Below are 16,863 nucleotides of genomic sequence, written 5' to 3'. Positions count from 1 at the left end.
CAGGGCAGCCTGTGGTGTGATCACCACAGGCTGCTTGTCTTTTATGCAGGTTATTGATTAGGATGGTAAGTTCTGTTGACTGATAACCGGTGGTTTTGCAATGACAACATCTTCTGATACTACACTGCGTACGTTATATCCGGCCATTGAGCCTTATGAAACCGGGTTTCTTGATGTTGGTCATGGTCACCGGATCTATTACGAACGAGCCGGTACACCCGGCGCGAAACCGGCTGTTTTTCTGCACGGCGGACCGGGCGGCGGGATCAGCCCTGAATACCGGCGCTATTTTGATCCTGCCCGTTATGATGTGCTGCTGTTTGACCAGCGCGGTTGCGGGCGTTCAACACCGCATGCTGAAATTGCCCATAACACCACGTGGGATCTGACGGATGATATTGAGCGGCTGAGAAAACATATTGGTGTCAGCAAATGGCTGGTATTCGGCGGCTCCTGGGGGTCATCACTGGCGCTGGCATACAGTGAAACGTATCCGCAGCAGGTGAGTGAAATTATTTTGCGCGGTGTGTATACCGTGACACAGTCAGAGCTGGACTGGTATTACCAATTTGGTGTTTCTCAGATGTTCCCTGAAGAGTGGGAAGCCTTTCTGGCTCCGGTTCCGGTGCAGGAGCGGCACAATATGATCGCTGCCTACCGTAAGCTGCTGACTGATGATGATATTCAGGTTCAGTTAACGGCAGCCAAAGCCTGGACCTTGTGGGAAGGGAAAACCACCACATTGTTACCGGATGCAGGACATCTGGACGAATTTACCGATGACCATTTCGCCATCGCATTTGCCCGGCTGGAAAATCACTATTTTTATCACCGGTGCTGGCTGGAGGAAGGGCAGTTACTGCGCGATATTCACCGGTTACACGGTATTCCGGGCATTATTGTTCACGGTCGTTATGATATGCCGTGCCCGGCAACGTTTGCCTGGCATCTTCACAAAGCCTGGCCGGATTCGGTACTGCACCTGATTGAAGGTGCGGGGCATGCGATGTCTGAACCGGGCATCCGGGATCAGTTACTGCGGGCAACCGACCATTTTGCAGCGGCATGCTGATAATCCCTGTGGCATTACTGCCTGCCGCCGCGTCTGTGCTTTAATCCTCACCGGTTACCGGGGTGTACACCAGTAACCGGTTGGATTTATCAATATCAAATGTCAGTGAGGCATACTCATAAGTTTCCCGTCTGCCGCTGAACTCGATTTCACGGATACCGTTACAGGGCTGATAGATCTCGTGTTTATTCCATAATTTGTCAAAAACAGCGGATTCCTGACATAACGCGGTGATCATCCGCTGAATATTCGGGTCATGTTTGGTTCTGGCATAATCACGGCGGAAACTGGCCAGAAGACGCTGAGCATCCGTTTCCCAGTCCGTAAACCGGATCTGATAGCGGGGATCGGTAAACAGTAAATACAGAAAGTTACACATCCCGGGCTGAGCATCAGAGAAGTGCAGATAACGATCTGCTTTTTCATTATAGGCCAGTACATCCCAGTGCAGATTCAGCACATAGCAGAGATAATTATCCGGAAAATCATCCAGCATCCGGGTGATAACCGGCGGCACCTGATGTTCGGTATCACCGGACGCTTCGGGTGCCCGCTGATGGGCCAGCAGATACAGATGCTGGCGTTCTGCTTCATTCAGGCGCAATGTTCGTGACAGGTTATCCAGAAAGCGGGCGGATACGCCGATTTCACGGCCCTGTTCCAGCCAGGTATACCAGGTCAGACCCACGCCGGCGAGTGCCGCCACTTCTTCACGGCGTAAACCCGGAGTACGGCGGCGTGACGTGTGCGGCAGTCCCACACATCCGGGGGTCAGGCTTTCCCGTTTTGTCCGTAAAAAATCAGCCAGTTCCGGCCGGGTGCGCGGATTGTCACTCATGAGCAGATGCCTTATGTTATGTTGCTTTAGTGCCTGTTATTAATAGTAATAGTATAAACTGTTAAATTGTAACAGGATAACGGCCTGATTATAGTCTCATTCCTGCTTTTAAAAATGGCAAAATGAGAAAAACATGAATCAGCAACAACGTATCGCACTGTTTGTATTAGTCCTCGCCGGATTTGTCACCATTTTTGATCTGTTTGTCGTCAATGTGGCGATTGTCAGTATAGAGCGCGACTTACAGGCCGGTTTCACGGAACTGACACTGATTATTGCCGGTTATGAACTGGCATTCGGTCTTCTGCTGATCACCGGCGGGCGGCTGGGGGATATTTACGGACACCGCCGGTTATATCAGGCCGGAATGGCCTTTTTCACGCTGGCCTCCTTATTGTGTGCCGTCGCACCGACCGCGTTATTACTGGTGACTGCCCGGTTTATTCAGGGACTGGCGGCCGCATTATTGTTCCCGCAGGTGTATGCCGGCATTCGCCTGAATTTTGATGAAACACAGGCCGGAAAAGCCTTCGGCTGGCTGGGCATGACCCTGGGGCTGGCCGCAATTGCCGGTCAGGCGCTGGGAGGCTGGCTCATCACACTGAATCTGGCTGATATGGGCTGGCGGCTGATTTTTCTGGTTAATCTCCCTGTCGGTATACTTGCACTGGTGTTATCCCGCTATTTACAGGAAGGCCGGGCACCGGGGAAATTAACCACAGATTGGCCGGGTGTGCTGTTATCAGCTGCCGGAATCACTGCTTTTCTGTTGCCACTCCTGATGTTACCGGTATGGGGCCTGACACTTTCCGGTGCCGGATTGCTGCTTACGGGTATGGTTCTGTTGTTCTGTTTTGTCCGTTATGAGCAGTATTTATCACGCACCGGACAAACGCCGCTGTTTGATATTGCTGTACTGAGTAACCGGCCGTTTGTTACCGGCACTGCTGTCGTGTTGTGTGTTTATGCCACCTCATCGGCATTTCCGCTGATACTCTCCCTGTTACTGCAAAACGGTCTGGGTGCTTCACCACTGGAAGCCGGGCTGATTTTTGTGCCATCCAGTATCGGTTTTGTCATTGCCTCCTTTATCACACCACGAATGACGATCAGGCTGGGCGAACCGGTGATTTATTACGGTGCATTAGGGTATGCCGCCAGTTACCTGCTATTAATTGCCGGACTGAATATTTTACCGCAAAGCACAACCAGTGCTGTACTCAGCCTGTTTCTGTTTTTGGTCGGGTTCACTCAGGGCATGATTATGACCCCGATGCTGAATATTGTGCTGTCCCGGGTTACGCCCGCACAGGCCGGAATGGCATCCGGACTGACGGCCACATTACAACAAATTGGTGCGGCAGCCGGTGCAACCGCAGTATCGGTTATTTTGCAGTTTTCGCTCAGGCACAGCGGAGATACCGTACTGTTATCTGCTCCTGCCGCGGTTTACAGTGTCAGTCTCGGGTTTAATGTCCTGATGGCACTCTGCGCCGCACTTCTGATTTACCGGCTGACGCGCGTCCGTAAACCAGAAATAATCTCCCGTCAGTAACTCATCATTACGGATGTATTAAAAAAAGAAAATACCCTCAATTGTGTATTTTCAGTCAGTGTGATACCACGTAATGTACGAATAACCGCAAATACAGGGAGTTGTCTGATGATTACTGTTTCACATCTTGACCATCTGGTTCTGACCGTGGCTGATATCGAAAAAACCTGCGATTTTTACCGCCGGGTACTGGGGTTTTCTGTTGTAACATTTCGCGGGGATCGCAAAGCGCTGGTGTTTGGCCGGCAGAAAATTAATTTACATCAGGCAGGACATGAATTTCTGCCGAATGCGGATAAACCCGTCCCCGGTTCCGCCGACCTCTGTTTTCTTACCGGAACCCCGGTTGAACAAACGCTGGCGCATCTGGCAAAAGAGAACGTTGTTACGGAAGAGGGGCCGGTGGAGCGCACAGGTGCAACCGGCCCGATAATATCGGTCTATTTCCGTGACCCGGATTTAAACCTGATTGAGATTGGTCTGCCGCTCACGTCCCGTACGGTATAAGCGGATAACAAAACCGGAAACCAGTATCAGTACCATGGCGGAACAGGCCAGTGCCGCCATGATATTTTCCTGCAGGGAGAATACCGATACCATCATACCGCCGGCGGCGGAACCGGCAGCAATTCCGGTGTTAAAAAAGGCGATATAGAGAGAGCCGGTGATTTCAATCGCCTGCGCGCTGTAGCGGATCATCCAGTTCATCAGAGTGACAGATACGCCGCCATATACCACGCCCCAGAGAGTGAGAATGATGATATGGAATACCGGGATTGCAGGCAGCAGGAGCAGCCCGGCTAAACTTAAAGCAATGCCGCTGGTAATACAGAATATGGCACTGAATAAATGACGTCCGGATAATAATCCCAGTATGAAATTACCGGCAATACCGGCAATACCGTACAGCGCCAGTAACCCGCTGAGTTCATGCGCCTGTAATTGCGGATCCCTTTGCAGAACAGGCCGGATAAAGGTAAATGCCATAAAGTGGGCCGTCACCAGAAGTAACGTGATTAACAGTCCGGTCCGGATAGCCGGGCGGCGGAGTTGCATCAGAAAATCGCGGACAACCGGTGCCTGAACCGGTGGCAGAGACGGCAGGCTCAGCATCAGCAGTAATACCATAAGGGAAAACAAACCCATGATGCCAAACACGCCACGCCAGCCAACCCATTCGCCGAGGATCACACCAAGCGGAATTCCCAGAACAGATGCAGCGGCGACACCGGCAAATATCAGAGAGGTTGCCAGTGATGTATGGCGGGAAGCAACCAGTCTGGCAGCTATCCCTCCGGCGATTGCCCAGATCCCGCCGATACTTATCCCGACTATTATCCGGGCGGCCACCAGAACAGAAAAATGAGAAGCGGTGGCAGCACAGATATTCGCGGCCATCAGGAATGCCATGAGGAGCATCAGCAACCAGCGGCGGTTCAGGCGTCCGGTGAACAAGATAATCAGTGGTGAACAGAGTGCAGCCACCAGAGCCGGAATCGTTAACATCAGACTGACATGAGCCTGCGGCACATGAAACTCAGCCGCGACAGGCGTCAGTAATCCGACCGGCAGCATCTCCGTGGTGACCACGGCAAAGGTTGCCAGTGTCAGCGCAACAACAGAAAACCATCCCCGGCGGGCAGATGGTAATGAAAGAGATAAACAATGACTGTCTGACATACATTCCTCACAGTAATAACTTTACTTGAGAAGAGAGTCTATATGCGCCAGTATGACAGATAAATATCATCTTTGGCGTAACATCCGGGACAAATCGTGGCAGATAAAAACAGTTTATTACTGGATAACTTATTTGATGTACTTGTTTTTGTCCGGGTCAGTGAAACCGGTAATTTTACGGCAGCAGCCGGGAAGTTGCAGATTTCCCGTTCTGCCGCCGGAAAATGTCTTCAGCGCCTGGAAAACCGGGTCAGTACGCGTCTGCTTCACCGGACCACGCGGCGTTTGCGTCTGACTGAGGAGGGAGAGCGCTTTTACCTGCATGCCAAACGAATATTATCCGAAGTGGATGATGCAGAAAATGCGCTGTATGAAGGAAGAAAAACACCCTCCGGAACATTGCGGATCGCTGTTCCTGTGGTCTTTGGCCGTAATTATGTGATGCCGGTGATACATCAGTATGCCGCACAATGGCCGGACGTTGATATTGATGTCAGTTTCTCAGATGATTACTGTGACCTCGTTCAGGAAGGGATTGATGTGGCAGTGCGTATCGGCGGTAATGATGACAGCCGCCTGGTGCGTAAGGTTCTGGCTCCTCACCGGCTGATCACCTGTGCATCGCCGGGTTACCTGGCACAGCATGGCATACCGGAAACACCGGAACAATTGACAGAACATGCGTGTCTGGTTTTCCGCCACCGGGGACGAAATGTTCCCTGGCAGTTTATGCGGGACAGAGAAACGCAGCTATACCCGGTTACCGGCAGGTACAGCCTGGGAGATACCGGTGCGGTACTTGATACGGCTCTGACGGATGGCGGAATTTGCCAGCTGGGTGCTTTTCTGGCGGGGCCTCAGATAGCGAAAGGAACACTACAGCCGGTACTGACCGCATTTACACCCCGGGGTGAACCGGTGTGTGCGGTGTATCCGTCAAAACAATTTCTGGCACCGAAAGTCCGCGAATTTCTCAATACACTGGAAACTCAATGGCAGGGGAAAGCGGTATGGGAATCCCCGGCCATCAACCATAAGGAATAACTGATGACAGATAGTGAATTTCTGACTCAGGCGATAGCGCTGGCACGCCGGAATGCCGAAAAAGGCGGCCGCCCGTTTGGTGCTGTTGTGGTCAGAGACGGGCAAATTGTCGGTGAAGGGGTTAATCAAATGTCTGAACTGCATGATCCGACAGCCCACGCTGAATTGCTGGCACTGCGCCATGCAGGTAAAAATCTTCAGCAGACCCGGCTGGAGGATTGTGTGGTGTATGCCAGCGGGCAACCTTGTCCGATGTGCCTGGCCGCGATGCGGATGGCGGGCGTAACCCGCGCTGTATATGCGTATTCCAATGCAGATGCGGAACCTTACGGTCTGTCAACGGCATCAATCGCGCTGGCGTTGCGAGCTGATCCGCATGAGCAGCCCGGGTTTTCGTTTACGCAACAAAAACCGGAAGATCAACCGTCTCTTTATGAGTTCTGGCAGCAAAAACAAAACTAGTCATTTCCCCCGGACGCCGCCGGGTTTCCGGCGGCGGATATTCCTGATATCATATTCACCGGTGTCTTCTGCCGCTTTGCACTTTCCTTCCTTATCTGCGTCTGTTTTACATCTTCTTATTTATCCCCCGGAATATACTGCTTTTTATCAGCAGTCCGTCCTCCGTCTGCCTGTCATTTCGCCTGATTTATCTTCCCCTGGTCTGTGAATTCAATCCATAACCCGTTTATTTTCATTTTGTTATACAGGATTCTTATGATTTCACCTTATACCTTGCCCGTACTGGCGCTGACAGTATTTTTTACCGGGGTTACCGAATTTATGGTTTCACCAATGCTGACACCACTGGCAGCGGCATTTGATGTCACACCGGCACAAGCGTCGTGGCTGATTGCGGTGTATACCTTATCGTATGCCGTGGCCGCGCCGGTGCTGGGGCGTTTATCGGACCGGGTCAGCCGTGATCGGATGTTACGTACCGCATTGCTGTTGTTTGTGGCGGATGGCATTGCCCTGGCAACAGCACCGTGTTTCAGTGTGGCTGTCGGACTGCGTATTCTGGGCGGACTGGCGTCTGCGGCACTGATTCCGTCAGTGTTTGCGCTGATTGCAGAGCAATTCCCGCCTGACAGGCAGGCTTCCGCGATGGGATTTGTGATGACAGGCATGACCGCCGGAATTATCTCCGGCCCGGCAATTGCCGGATGGCTGACATCCGGTATCGGCTGGTATGCACCTTTTCTGCTGACTGCCGCAGGGAGTTTGATTATGTGGATAGCCTGCTGTTTTTTATTACCCGGCATCAGCAGGGTTTCCGCTCAGCCGGTAGCATCATTACCGAGAAAAGATTATTCACCGGCATTATTGGGGCTGATCACCGCCAAAGGTCTGTGGAACGGGACTGCTGTGGTGTTATTTGTCCTCAGTGGTGAATGGCTGCGGCACCGTTTCGGGCTGAATACAGAAACTATCGGTCTGATCAGCATCATATTCGGCGGCGGATTATTAACCGGAAATATTTTGTTGCCGTTTTTCCGGCGTTTAAGCGCTACAGATACCCGCTTGTTGCTGATCAGCCTGATAGTGATGAGTGTCATGATTGCCGGTTTTATCAGCGGAGCAGGCGGACTGCCCGGGATGATGTTGTGGATGTTATTGCAGGGATGCGCACTGGGGATTGCGGCTCCTGTCAGCACCGCAATCATCGCGGAGCAAGCCGGAACACGCAAAGGAGAGGCACTGGCATTATCAGAAAGTCTGAATAACCTGAGTATCTTTATTCTGTTGCCGGTAACAGCAGCACATCAGAACAGTCAGATGTTATTACCCGCCGTTACTGCATTATTATGTTGCGCAACAGCATTGACGGGGTACATTCTCAGCCCGATATATTGTAAAAAGTAATAATAACGAGAGAAATTATCTCTTCCGGAACTCATTGATACTGATCACGTTTACCTGAAGCGAAAATCAATATCATTTACGTTATATAAAATAATATACAACGATAACAGTAAAACGATAACGGATGGTTCCATGACTAAAAAATATATTTCGCGGGCATTACTGCCTGCGCTGATTTCTGTTGCTCTTTTTCCGGCACAGCAGGCACTGGCAGATACCATTATTGTGACGGATAAACCCTCTCATATCACTCCGCAAACACAGGCCGGTGCCGGTTTTGTGGCGACTGATATTGATATGGGGCCGCTCGGCACCAGGCAGTGGCTGGATATTCCCTACAGCAGCAATACGGTCAGCGAAGCAATGATCCGCAATCAGCAAAGTAAAAGTGTCAGTGAAATGCTGAAATATCTGCCGTCTTCCCAGATGCAGGCACGCGGCGGCATGGATGTGGGCCGTCCGCAGAGCCGGGGAATGCAGGGCAGCGTGGTGGAAAACAGCAGACTGAATGGCCTGAATATTGTTTCAACCACTGCGTTTCCGGTCGAAATGCTGGAACGGCTGGATGCCGTGAACAGCCTGACCGGTGCAATTTACGGCCCGGCCAGTCCTTCCGGTCAGTTTAATTTTATCTCCAAACGGCCTGCACAGGAGCCGCTGCGCCGGGTCACGGTGGGGTATCAGAATCGCAATGCTTACAGTGCTCATCTGGATCTCGGCGGCCAGGTGAATGAAGAAAAAACGTTCGGCTATCGCCTGAATTTGCTGGATGAAGAGGGTGAAGGCTATGTCCGGAACAGTAAGATCCGCCGTCAGCTGGCCGCTGTTGCCTTGGACTGGCAGATCCGGCCGGGAACACAGATACAGCTGGATGCCAGTCACTATCATTTTGTCACCAAAGGATTTCCCGGCAGCTTTGGTTACGGCCCGGATATAGATTTGCCGAATGCGCCTGACAGCAGCAATCCTGATCTTGCACTTAATACCGCCGGTAATGACCTGACGACAGACTCGGTCAGCACCCGGTTTACCCACTATATGAATGATGACTGGTCATTGAGCGGTGGTATCGGCTATCAGCAGGCAGATCGGGCAATGCGTTCCGTTTCATCTCAGATTCTGGACAGCAAAGGGACTATCAGCCGTTCGATCACGGACTCTCCGGCGGCCGGTCGTTTCCGCGTTCTGAGTAACAATCTCGCCCTGAACGGTCAGTTTGATACCGGTACGGTAAATCATGATGTGGCGCTCGCCACCACCGGTTATACCTGGTCAATTTACAGTGCCAAAGAGCGGGGGACAACCTTTCCGCTCGGCAATACCAATATGTATGATCCGTCATCCATGACCGAACCTTCTGATGGCCGCATCAGAACCGGCGGGGAACGCTACAAAGCCAGTGAGAATCAACAGCTGAGTATCATCATTGGTGACACCGTCACATTTAATCCGCAATGGTCTGCCATGGTGTATGTCAGCCAGAGCTGGATTACCACCCGCAACTTCGGTAAACAGGGTCATAAAACTGACCGTGACCAGCAGACCGGCACCAGCCCGAATATGGCGCTGATGTATAAAATTACGCCGGATGTGATGACCTATATCAGTTATGCCGATTCGCTCCAGCCGGGGGATACCGCGCCGGATGATGACAAAGTCAAAAACCGGGGTGAAACACTCAGCCCGTACCGCAGCACCCAATATGAATGGGGTATTAAAGCCAATACCGGTAATATGAACCTGAGTGCCGCCGTTTTCCGCCTCAAACGGCCGTTTGCCTATACCGATAGTGATCAGGTCTTTAAAAAGCAGGGCGAACAGGTCAATGATGGTCTGGAACTGACCGCCACCGGTAATGTCTGGCAGGGGCTGAATATTTACAGCGGTGTTACGTTCCTGAAGGCAGAACTCACGGATACCGGCAATAACAAAACAGAGGATAAACGGGTTGTCGGCGTGCCAAAAGTGCAGGCAAACCTGCTGGCGGAATACAGTCTGCCGTCTGTCCCGCAGTGGGTATACAGTGCCAATATTCATTACACCGGAAAACGGGCGGCCAATGATACCAACACCAGTTGGGCAGACAGCTACACCACGCTGGATCTCGGTGCCCGTTATACCACTCAGATAGAAAATGTACCGGTCACGCTGCGGATCTCTGCGGATAACGTTACCAACGAGCATTATTGGGCGTCTATTTTCCCCGGCAACAGTAACGGTAAAAATGGCGGCGCCAATGCCTTTACAGGTGCAGGCCGTGAGTTCCGTGCCACAGTATCATTTGATTTTTAACGGAGGCAGCGTGATGCGGCATTATTTATCAGCGTTATGTCTGTTATTCGTCAGTACCTGTGTATTCAGTGCCCCTGCGGATATTGCGCCGGAACCGGCACTGCGGATAGCAACACCGTGGCCGGCACAAAATGCGATCATTATGATGCTGGGGTACGGCGGTAATATCACCGGAACCTCACGGATTGCCAAACAGATCCCGCTGTTCCGCCAGATGTTGCCGCAGATTGATAATGTGCCGGTCATCGGTACAACCGGCGGGAATGAGCTGAATATTGAACAAATCCTGAGTCTGCGGACAGATATTTTATTTATCCATGACGGGATACGCGTTCCGCAACAGGAGGTACTGGCTCAGGCCGGTGTCCGCGTGCTGTCTTTTAAAGCCAATAGCATGGATGCACTGCGGGAGCGGGTAATGCTGACCGGTGAAGCGCTCGGCCCGGATGCAGCGGCAAAGGCGGCACACTATGAACGCTACTTCCGTGACAATATCCGCAGGGTACAGGAACGGCTGGAAAACGTTCCTGATTCTGCCCGTCTGCGGGTGTATCACAGCATGGGTAATCCGCTGTACACCTCCGGACGACCGTCGCTCAATCAGGACTGGATGGATTTGGCCGGTGCGGTTAATGTGGCGGAAAACTGGTTTCCCGCACACAGCAGTGCTAACGGCGAAGTGTCATCAGAGCAGATTATTGCGGCTGACCCGCAGGTGATTATTGCGATGAACCGGCGGGATGCTGAGTTTATTCAGTCATCGCCGCAGTGGCAGTCCATTGATGCGGTGCGTAGCGGGCGGGTATATACCAATCCGCGCGGGATGTTCTGGTGGTGCCGCGAAACATCAGAGCAGGCATTGCAGTTTCTCTGGCTGGCCACCGTGCTGTATCCGGATGCGTTTGCAGATATTGATATGAGAAATGAAACAGCCGCCTTTTATCAGACATTTTATGGCATTACGCTGACTCAGCAGCAGATCACTGACATTCTGCAACCGGAGTAATCCGGATATACCGTCACCGGTTTTCCGGTGACGGTAATGTCAGATTTTACACTTTCACAAACTCAACATGCTGCAATAATCCGCCGCCGGAGAGTGAACGATCCTCATGGAATGTCAGCACAATATCACCTTCTTCCAGGTGCAGTTGTGTTTCGCGGTAAATCACCGGGCCGTAATTTGAGCCGGACTTATACGGTGTCAGTACCGTTTTGGTTAAATCGGTCAGATGGGCATCGGTGACGATTTTTCCGGCCTGTTCGATCCGCAGTTGTGTTTCATAATCAAAACTGAGGGAATTGGTCATATAGGCATAATATAGCCGGATATGGTACAGACCGGCACTTCTGACCGGTAATCTGACCGGGTCACCGCTTCTGTCATAGCTGCGGGGTTCGGCGGCAGACAAGTAGTTATAGCTGCCGTCAGCGGAAGAATTACCGTCCGTCAAAAACAGATTGCCGAGATAAACCGTATGATTTTCACCATCAACCGGATTAGCGCTGATATCGCCGCGCTCACGGCAGACACGGGTGGGTTTTTGCTGCGCACCGTAAGTCAGGTGCTCCTGAATATTGGTATAACCGGATGTCCAGTAAATGACGGAGCGTTTGGCCTGACTTTCCGGATCATAAAAATCATCATTTTCGGTGTAATTATTGATCTCTGCCGTCAGCACATCCTTAAACATAATATCGGCCTGTTCTGTCAGAGCCTTACTGTATTTTTCCAGAACATCAGAGGCATATCCCCAGCTTTTGCCGAATACCAGAGTATCGCGCAGTGTGAAAAAATAGAGCAGGCAGGACAGGGCACATACACCGCACAACCGGACAATTCCTCTGCTTTTTGCGGTATTAATGCTGAGAATGCACAGACGGCGCATATCCGCGACAGCAATTTCATTGCGCACCACAATCAGCTGCCGCGCTTCTTCTGTCGGCGAATTTTGCCAGGAACTGATTGCATCCTGTAAACTTTCGGCATCTTTGCGGACAGCCTGGTATTCCGATTCCAGCCATTCCGAGGTATTTTTCATCAGTGTTTCCTGAATAATCCCGATAACATCCACTTCTTTTGGTTCTGTCATTTTTTTATATACCAGCTTCAGCACCATACTGAGGATCGTAGTGGCAATTCCCTGCGGTGAAATCGCGGAAGCGGAAAAAGAAGCAGGGGGGATCATATTTAATGCCTGTAACGTCAGCATATGTAACGGTGGCTGGGTGCTTTCTGCGGCAAGGTGAAGAGCAGAAATCTGAGTCATAATGTTTCTCCGGCAGATAATAAACAGATAAGGGAAAATCAGTTTATGGCTGCTTATCTGCCGGTGACAGACGCATTTTTATCAGATTTATGAGAAACGCTATTACAGTGGTTTTTCCATAATCAGCAGGCGTGAGGATTGCTGTTCTGTCATGAACGGCAGAGAGCCGGTCACGGTCATTCCCTGAGACTGATAAAAATGCCGGGCGCCGGTGTTATTTTCTAAAACCTCCAGCCACAGACATGTCTGAAGGCGGGAACGGGCAATATCCTCAGCCAGCGTGAATGCGCTGCTTCCGTATCCTTTTCCGGTTTCACCCGGTAAAAAATAGAGTTTATTGAGCAGCATTCCGCTGTACGTTTTTCCGGTTACCGGACTGTTTTCGGTCAGTTTGCAAAATCCGGTAATGGTATTGCCGCTACAAATGAAAAACCAGGATACCCCGGTATTTTCCATACTCTGTGCAATAACCTGCGGGTGATATTCACTGTCCAGATAAGCATTCAGCTCTGTTTCTGAATCCCAATAAGCAGAAAAATGATGGCGGTAAGCGGAATATCCGATGTTGCTGAGTGCAGTAATCTCATCCGGTGTCACTGCCCGCAGTGTGAGAGTGGTTGTCATAAAGGGTACCCGTTGGTTTTATGCTTTTAAAACAGTCTGCCGGATAAATTACACCGGAACCTGAAGGATTTATAAAATATTATCCGTCAAATCAATATTTTGACGCCTTTTAACCGAAAATTTAGGAATTTTCCTTATTGTGATTTATTTCTGTAACTAATTGATATTGTTTATATATTATAATTCAACATAAAATAACACGATAGTATTTCGGGCATTGGTATGCTAAAACACGGTGTGCTGAAAATCAGAAAAGCAGTTTAATTGATTTTTTTTAAAAGGAAATTTTCAGATGATGTTTATCGACAGGGTTATTCACCTGGTGCTCAGTGGTATTATTATCGTAGGTGTTTATCAGTTTTATTTCTTTACGCAGCGTCATATGGTCAGGCCGGTTAAAACATTTAACTCTGCACTGGATGAAAAAATTCCTTTCTGGCCCTGGTGGTCCTGGATATACAGCTTTCTTTATTATCCGGCGATTCTCTATCTGAACTGGATCATTCAGGATTCACGTCAGTTTATCATCATCGTATTCAGCTATGTTATTCTGCTGCTGATGCAGATGTTTTTCTTTGTGGTGTATCCGGTTGCCACACCGCCGCACTGGCGTGAAATGAATAAAGGGAAGAAAGCCTCTGAAAAATTCCTGCTGTTTGTGCAGAAATTTGATGATACATCCAACTGTTTCCCGAGCATGCATGTCTCTGTTGCCACATTAACCGCACTGCTGGCGTATGCCACACTCGGACCATGGGTATTCATGTTCCCGCTGTTAATCGCGTTATCCTGCATGTTCACCAAACAGCATTATATTATTGATTTACCGGCAGGTGCGGTACTCGGCTGGCTGGCGTATCAATGTTATGTCGTATTAATATAATTTGTCGGTTAACGAACAATTATAAATACCCTCAATGATTTAATTGCCGCACGCTGTGCGGCATTTTTTTATCCGGATTCCGGACAGAGAAAAACCTGCAAAAAATGCAGGTTTTCCGGTATACAGTGCTGTTTCTTCCGGCAGAATATCAATGCGCCATGCGTGCAAATCCGTCAGCCAGATCCTGCTTCAGATCATTAACATCCTCCAGCCCGATTTGCAGACGCAGTGTCCGCCCGCCGGGGTTCCACTCTGTAACGGTACGGTATTCCGCACAATCAAACGGGGTGATCAGGCTTTCAAAACCGCCCCAGGAGTAGCCCATTCCGAAAATGGAAAGCCCGTCCAGCAACCTGCCGATATCATCCTGCGTATATTTCGGGTCAAGTACCACCGAGAACAGTCCGGAAGAGCCGGTGAAATCGCGTTTCCAGATTTCGTGCCCCGGGCAATCCTCAAAGGCCGGATGCAGCACGCGGATCACTTCCGGGCGGGCTTTCAGCCAGTGTGCGATGTCCAGCGCCCGTGACTGGGCTTCTTTCAGACGGATTGACAGCGTACGCAACCCGCGCAGTGCCAGGAAACAATCTTCCGCACCCGGCAGCATCGCCATCAGATCATAGGTTTCCCGCAGTTTCGGCCACCATTCCGCGTTAGCAGACACAATCCCCATCAGCAGGTCAGAATGACCGCCCAGATATTTGGTTCCGGCTTCAAGGGAGAGATCACAGCCCATATCATGAGCCCGGAAAAACAGCGGCGTTGCCCAGGTATTATCAATAATCGTCGCGATTTTGTATTTTTTCGCCACGGCAGTGATGGCGGGTACATCCTGAACCTCAAAACTCTGGGAGCCGGGGGATTCCAGGAAAATCGTGCTGGTGTTACTTTTGATCAGCGTTTCAATATCACTGCCGATCATCGGGTCGTAATAGGTGATGGTGATCCCCATTTTTTCCAGCAGACCGCGGCAAAAGTTACGGGTCGGGCGGTAGACACTGTCCGGCATCAGCAGGTTATCGCCGCTTTTCAGCGTGGTCAGCAGCGCCAGCACAATGGCACCTAATCCGGACGGTGACAGCACGGTTCCTTCGGCGCCCGCGAGGGCGCTCCAGGATTGCTCGAGGTTTTTGATGGTCGGCGTGCCGGCGGTACCGTAGTTAAATTCAGCCCGGTTATTCAGCAGAGCATCCATCGTCGGGAAAACCACGGTAGATCCCCGGTAAACCGGAGCATTAACAAAACCGGATTGTGACGCCGGGTCACGCCCCAGCTGCGTTATTTGTGTATCAATATGAAAATCTGAAACGGTTTTTTTAGTCATAACATCCTCACGCGTAATACGTCGTTATTCATTTACAGCGTTATTCGAAAAACTTAAAGAACGGGGAGAGACACAACAGCACGCCGAAGAAAATAATAAACCAGACTGTTGCCCCTTTGAATTTATGTAATACCGGCACACGGTAAACCAGATAGCACGGGATCAGGCAGGAAACCACGCCGAATAACGGCCCGCCGAGCTGCATAAAGAACAGAATAGAGAAGCGGGTGGAAACCCAGAACCACAGGGACAGAATCACGCCGATACACACACCGTAATGCAGCACGGTCTGATTAATACGCTCCTGCGGCATAAACCGGGTAAGAATATTCACCACAATCCCTTTGATCGCTTCCTGGAATCCGAGATAAATACCGAGGAACGCGGTCAGAATGGCGAAAATATTCAGCATTGCCGTCATCACTTTAACAACCGCGCCCGGAATGACCTGTGCTGCGATCGCCAGTGCCGAGATATTCTGTTCAAATGCGGAGACAGCCTGGTCATGGCTGATTGAGAACGTAAACGAGAACGCAAAGAACAGAACCGCAACCGCCAGGATGATATACGCCACCCGGTTTGCGCGTACTGCACGGTAAGTCGCGATCCGCTTATCTTTCTCCACTCTGCGGTAAGCAATGTTCATCGGGCTTAAAATCTGTACAAACAGAATGGAGAACAGAGTAAACGGCAGTGTCAGGAACACATCCCGCAGGAACGGCAGAAAGTCCGGAAACGCGCTGATATTGGCAAAGTTCCAGTAAGGTACCATCACAATACCGAGTAACACGATAATCCCGAATTTTACTATGACCATCGGGCCGGATACCTTGAATAACAGGCGTTCCCCCTGAGCGGCAATCGCCACCAGAACCGTCAGGATAATCAGTCCGTACCATACCGAATCGGATAACAATCCTTCCGTTATCCCGAATGTTTTAATATAAGATGCACTGTCAAAGGTTACGGCGAGTGAATAGGAGAACATGCCGTGCAGCAGCATCAGGAAATAGGCAATACCCAGGGCTACCCCCCAGTTTTTCCCCAGATACTGTGTGATAACGCTGGCATAATCCTCACATTCTTCGGATTCGGATAATGTCCGCAGATATAAATTTTGCAGCCAGTAAATTGCCGGATAGGACAATAATGTGGCGGCTATAAAGACCCAGATACCTTTAATACCGATCTGAACCGGCATAAAAACAATCCCTGAACCGATTGCCATCCCGATACATAATACAACCCATCCGGCGTCATATTTGGTAAAGGGGATCTTTTTTAAATCACTATTTGCATTTGCACCTGTCTGAATGCTGTCTTGCATAGTCAATTCCTCAACGTTATAGATTTAATTATTTAAAAAGTCAGGAACAACGTGAATATATTTATGTTGTATGGATACAGTGTTATAA

At 50.4% G+C, this 16,863-nt stretch carries 15 protein-coding genes; 9 read left to right on the top strand and 6 right to left on the bottom strand.

Annotated features, from left to right (window positions below):
• Window positions 1–100: 100 nt before the first annotated feature.
• Window positions 101–1,072: a prolyl aminopeptidase gene (gene pip / locus AAZR23_RS05665; RefSeq protein ID WP_434691163.1), complete on the top strand. Its 972-nt coding sequence runs from the start codon at window positions 101–103 to the stop codon at window positions 1,070–1,072.
• A 40-nt stretch (window positions 1,073–1,112) separates the two neighbouring features.
• Here the strand turns inward: pip and AAZR23_RS05660 are convergent, their stop codons facing one another.
• Window positions 1,113–1,910: a helix-turn-helix transcriptional regulator gene (locus AAZR23_RS05660; RefSeq protein WP_046893363.1), complete on the bottom strand. Its 798-nt coding sequence runs from the start codon at window positions 1,908–1,910 to the stop codon at window positions 1,113–1,115.
• A gap of 133 nt (window positions 1,911–2,043) precedes the next feature.
• Between AAZR23_RS05660 and AAZR23_RS05655 the strand changes: the two genes are divergently transcribed.
• Window positions 2,044–3,465: an MFS transporter gene (locus tag AAZR23_RS05655; RefSeq protein WP_434691159.1), complete on the top strand. Its 1,422-nt coding sequence runs from the start codon at window positions 2,044–2,046 to the stop codon at window positions 3,463–3,465.
• 108 nt (window positions 3,466–3,573) lie between these two features.
• Entirely contained in the window at window positions 3,574–3,972 is a 399-nt protein-coding gene (locus AAZR23_RS05650; protein WP_434691156.1) for a VOC family protein, read from the top strand.
• Here the strand turns inward: AAZR23_RS05650 and AAZR23_RS05645 are convergent.
• A complete protein-coding gene (locus AAZR23_RS05645) occupies window positions 3,925–5,145 on the bottom strand; it encodes an MFS transporter (protein ID WP_218426096.1) in 1,221 nt (406 codons plus the stop codon). The genes AAZR23_RS05650 and AAZR23_RS05645 overlap by 48 nt on opposite strands.
• Before the next feature lie 96 nt (window positions 5,146–5,241).
• Here AAZR23_RS05645 and AAZR23_RS05640 point away from each other — a divergent pair, with 96 nt between their 5' ends.
• The 5 genes from AAZR23_RS05640 (at window position 5,242) to AAZR23_RS05620 (ending at window position 11,353) form a co-directional block, all read left to right on the top strand.
• Window positions 5,242–6,189 (top strand): LysR family transcriptional regulator, encoded by a 948-nt coding sequence (locus AAZR23_RS05640; RefSeq protein ID WP_046893360.1) that lies wholly within the window; start codon window positions 5,242–5,244, stop codon window positions 6,187–6,189.
• Between the two features lie 3 nt (window positions 6,190–6,192).
• The gene (locus tag AAZR23_RS05635) at window positions 6,193–6,651 is read left to right on the top strand and encodes a nucleoside deaminase (protein WP_166707822.1); all 459 of its coding nucleotides are present in this window, start codon (window positions 6,193–6,195) and stop codon (window positions 6,649–6,651) included.
• A gap of 255 nt (window positions 6,652–6,906) precedes the next feature.
• The gene (locus AAZR23_RS05630; RefSeq protein WP_434691151.1) at window positions 6,907–8,055 is read left to right on the top strand and encodes an MFS transporter; all 1,149 of its coding nucleotides are present in this window, start codon (window positions 6,907–6,909) and stop codon (window positions 8,053–8,055) included.
• A gap of 132 nt (window positions 8,056–8,187) precedes the next feature.
• Window positions 8,188–10,347 (top strand): TonB-dependent receptor, encoded by a 2,160-nt coding sequence (locus AAZR23_RS05625; RefSeq protein WP_434691148.1) that lies wholly within the window; start codon window positions 8,188–8,190, stop codon window positions 10,345–10,347.
• Window positions 10,348–10,360: 13 nt separating this feature from the next.
• Window positions 10,361–11,353, top strand: a complete 993-nt coding sequence (locus tag AAZR23_RS05620) for an ABC transporter substrate-binding protein (protein ID WP_434691145.1) — start codon at window positions 10,361–10,363, stop codon at window positions 11,351–11,353.
• A gap of 46 nt (window positions 11,354–11,399) precedes the next feature.
• On the opposite strand, the gene AAZR23_RS05615 is transcribed toward AAZR23_RS05620, so the two are convergent.
• Together AAZR23_RS05615 and AAZR23_RS05610 are read right to left on the bottom strand one after the other, a co-directional pair.
• Entirely contained in the window at window positions 11,400–12,617 is a 1,218-nt protein-coding gene (locus tag AAZR23_RS05615; RefSeq protein ID WP_218426092.1) for a hypothetical protein, read from the bottom strand.
• A gap of 102 nt (window positions 12,618–12,719) precedes the next feature.
• Complete coding sequence (locus AAZR23_RS05610) at window positions 12,720–13,241, bottom strand: GNAT family N-acetyltransferase (RefSeq protein WP_434691143.1); 522 nt, start codon at window positions 13,239–13,241, stop codon at window positions 12,720–12,722.
• A gap of 292 nt (window positions 13,242–13,533) precedes the next feature.
• Between AAZR23_RS05610 and AAZR23_RS05605 the strand changes: the two genes are divergently transcribed.
• Window positions 13,534–14,124, top strand: a complete 591-nt coding sequence (locus AAZR23_RS05605) for a phosphatase PAP2 family protein (RefSeq protein ID WP_052927640.1) — start codon at window positions 13,534–13,536, stop codon at window positions 14,122–14,124.
• Window positions 14,125–14,272: 148 nt separating this feature from the next.
• Here AAZR23_RS05605 and metC read toward each other — a convergent pair whose 3' ends face one another.
• Both metC and AAZR23_RS05595 read right to left on the bottom strand, forming a co-directional pair.
• On the bottom strand, window positions 14,273–15,448 hold the full coding sequence (metC, locus tag AAZR23_RS05600) for a cystathionine beta-lyase (protein ID WP_046893353.1): 1,176 nt from the start codon (window positions 15,446–15,448) through the stop codon (window positions 14,273–14,275).
• Window positions 15,449–15,488: 40 nt separating this feature from the next.
• Window positions 15,489–16,775 (bottom strand): amino acid permease, encoded by a 1,287-nt coding sequence (locus AAZR23_RS05595; protein ID WP_247716614.1) that lies wholly within the window; start codon window positions 16,773–16,775, stop codon window positions 15,489–15,491.
• Between the last annotated feature and the right edge of the window lie 88 nt (window positions 16,776–16,863).

Source organism: Morganella sp. Je.2.23, assembly GCF_051129855.1.
Taxonomy (GTDB): Bacteria; Pseudomonadota; Gammaproteobacteria; order Enterobacterales; family Enterobacteriaceae; genus Morganella; species Morganella sibonii.
Note: the sequence above shows the minus strand (reverse complement) of the source record. Positions and strands in the feature narration are given on the sequence as shown.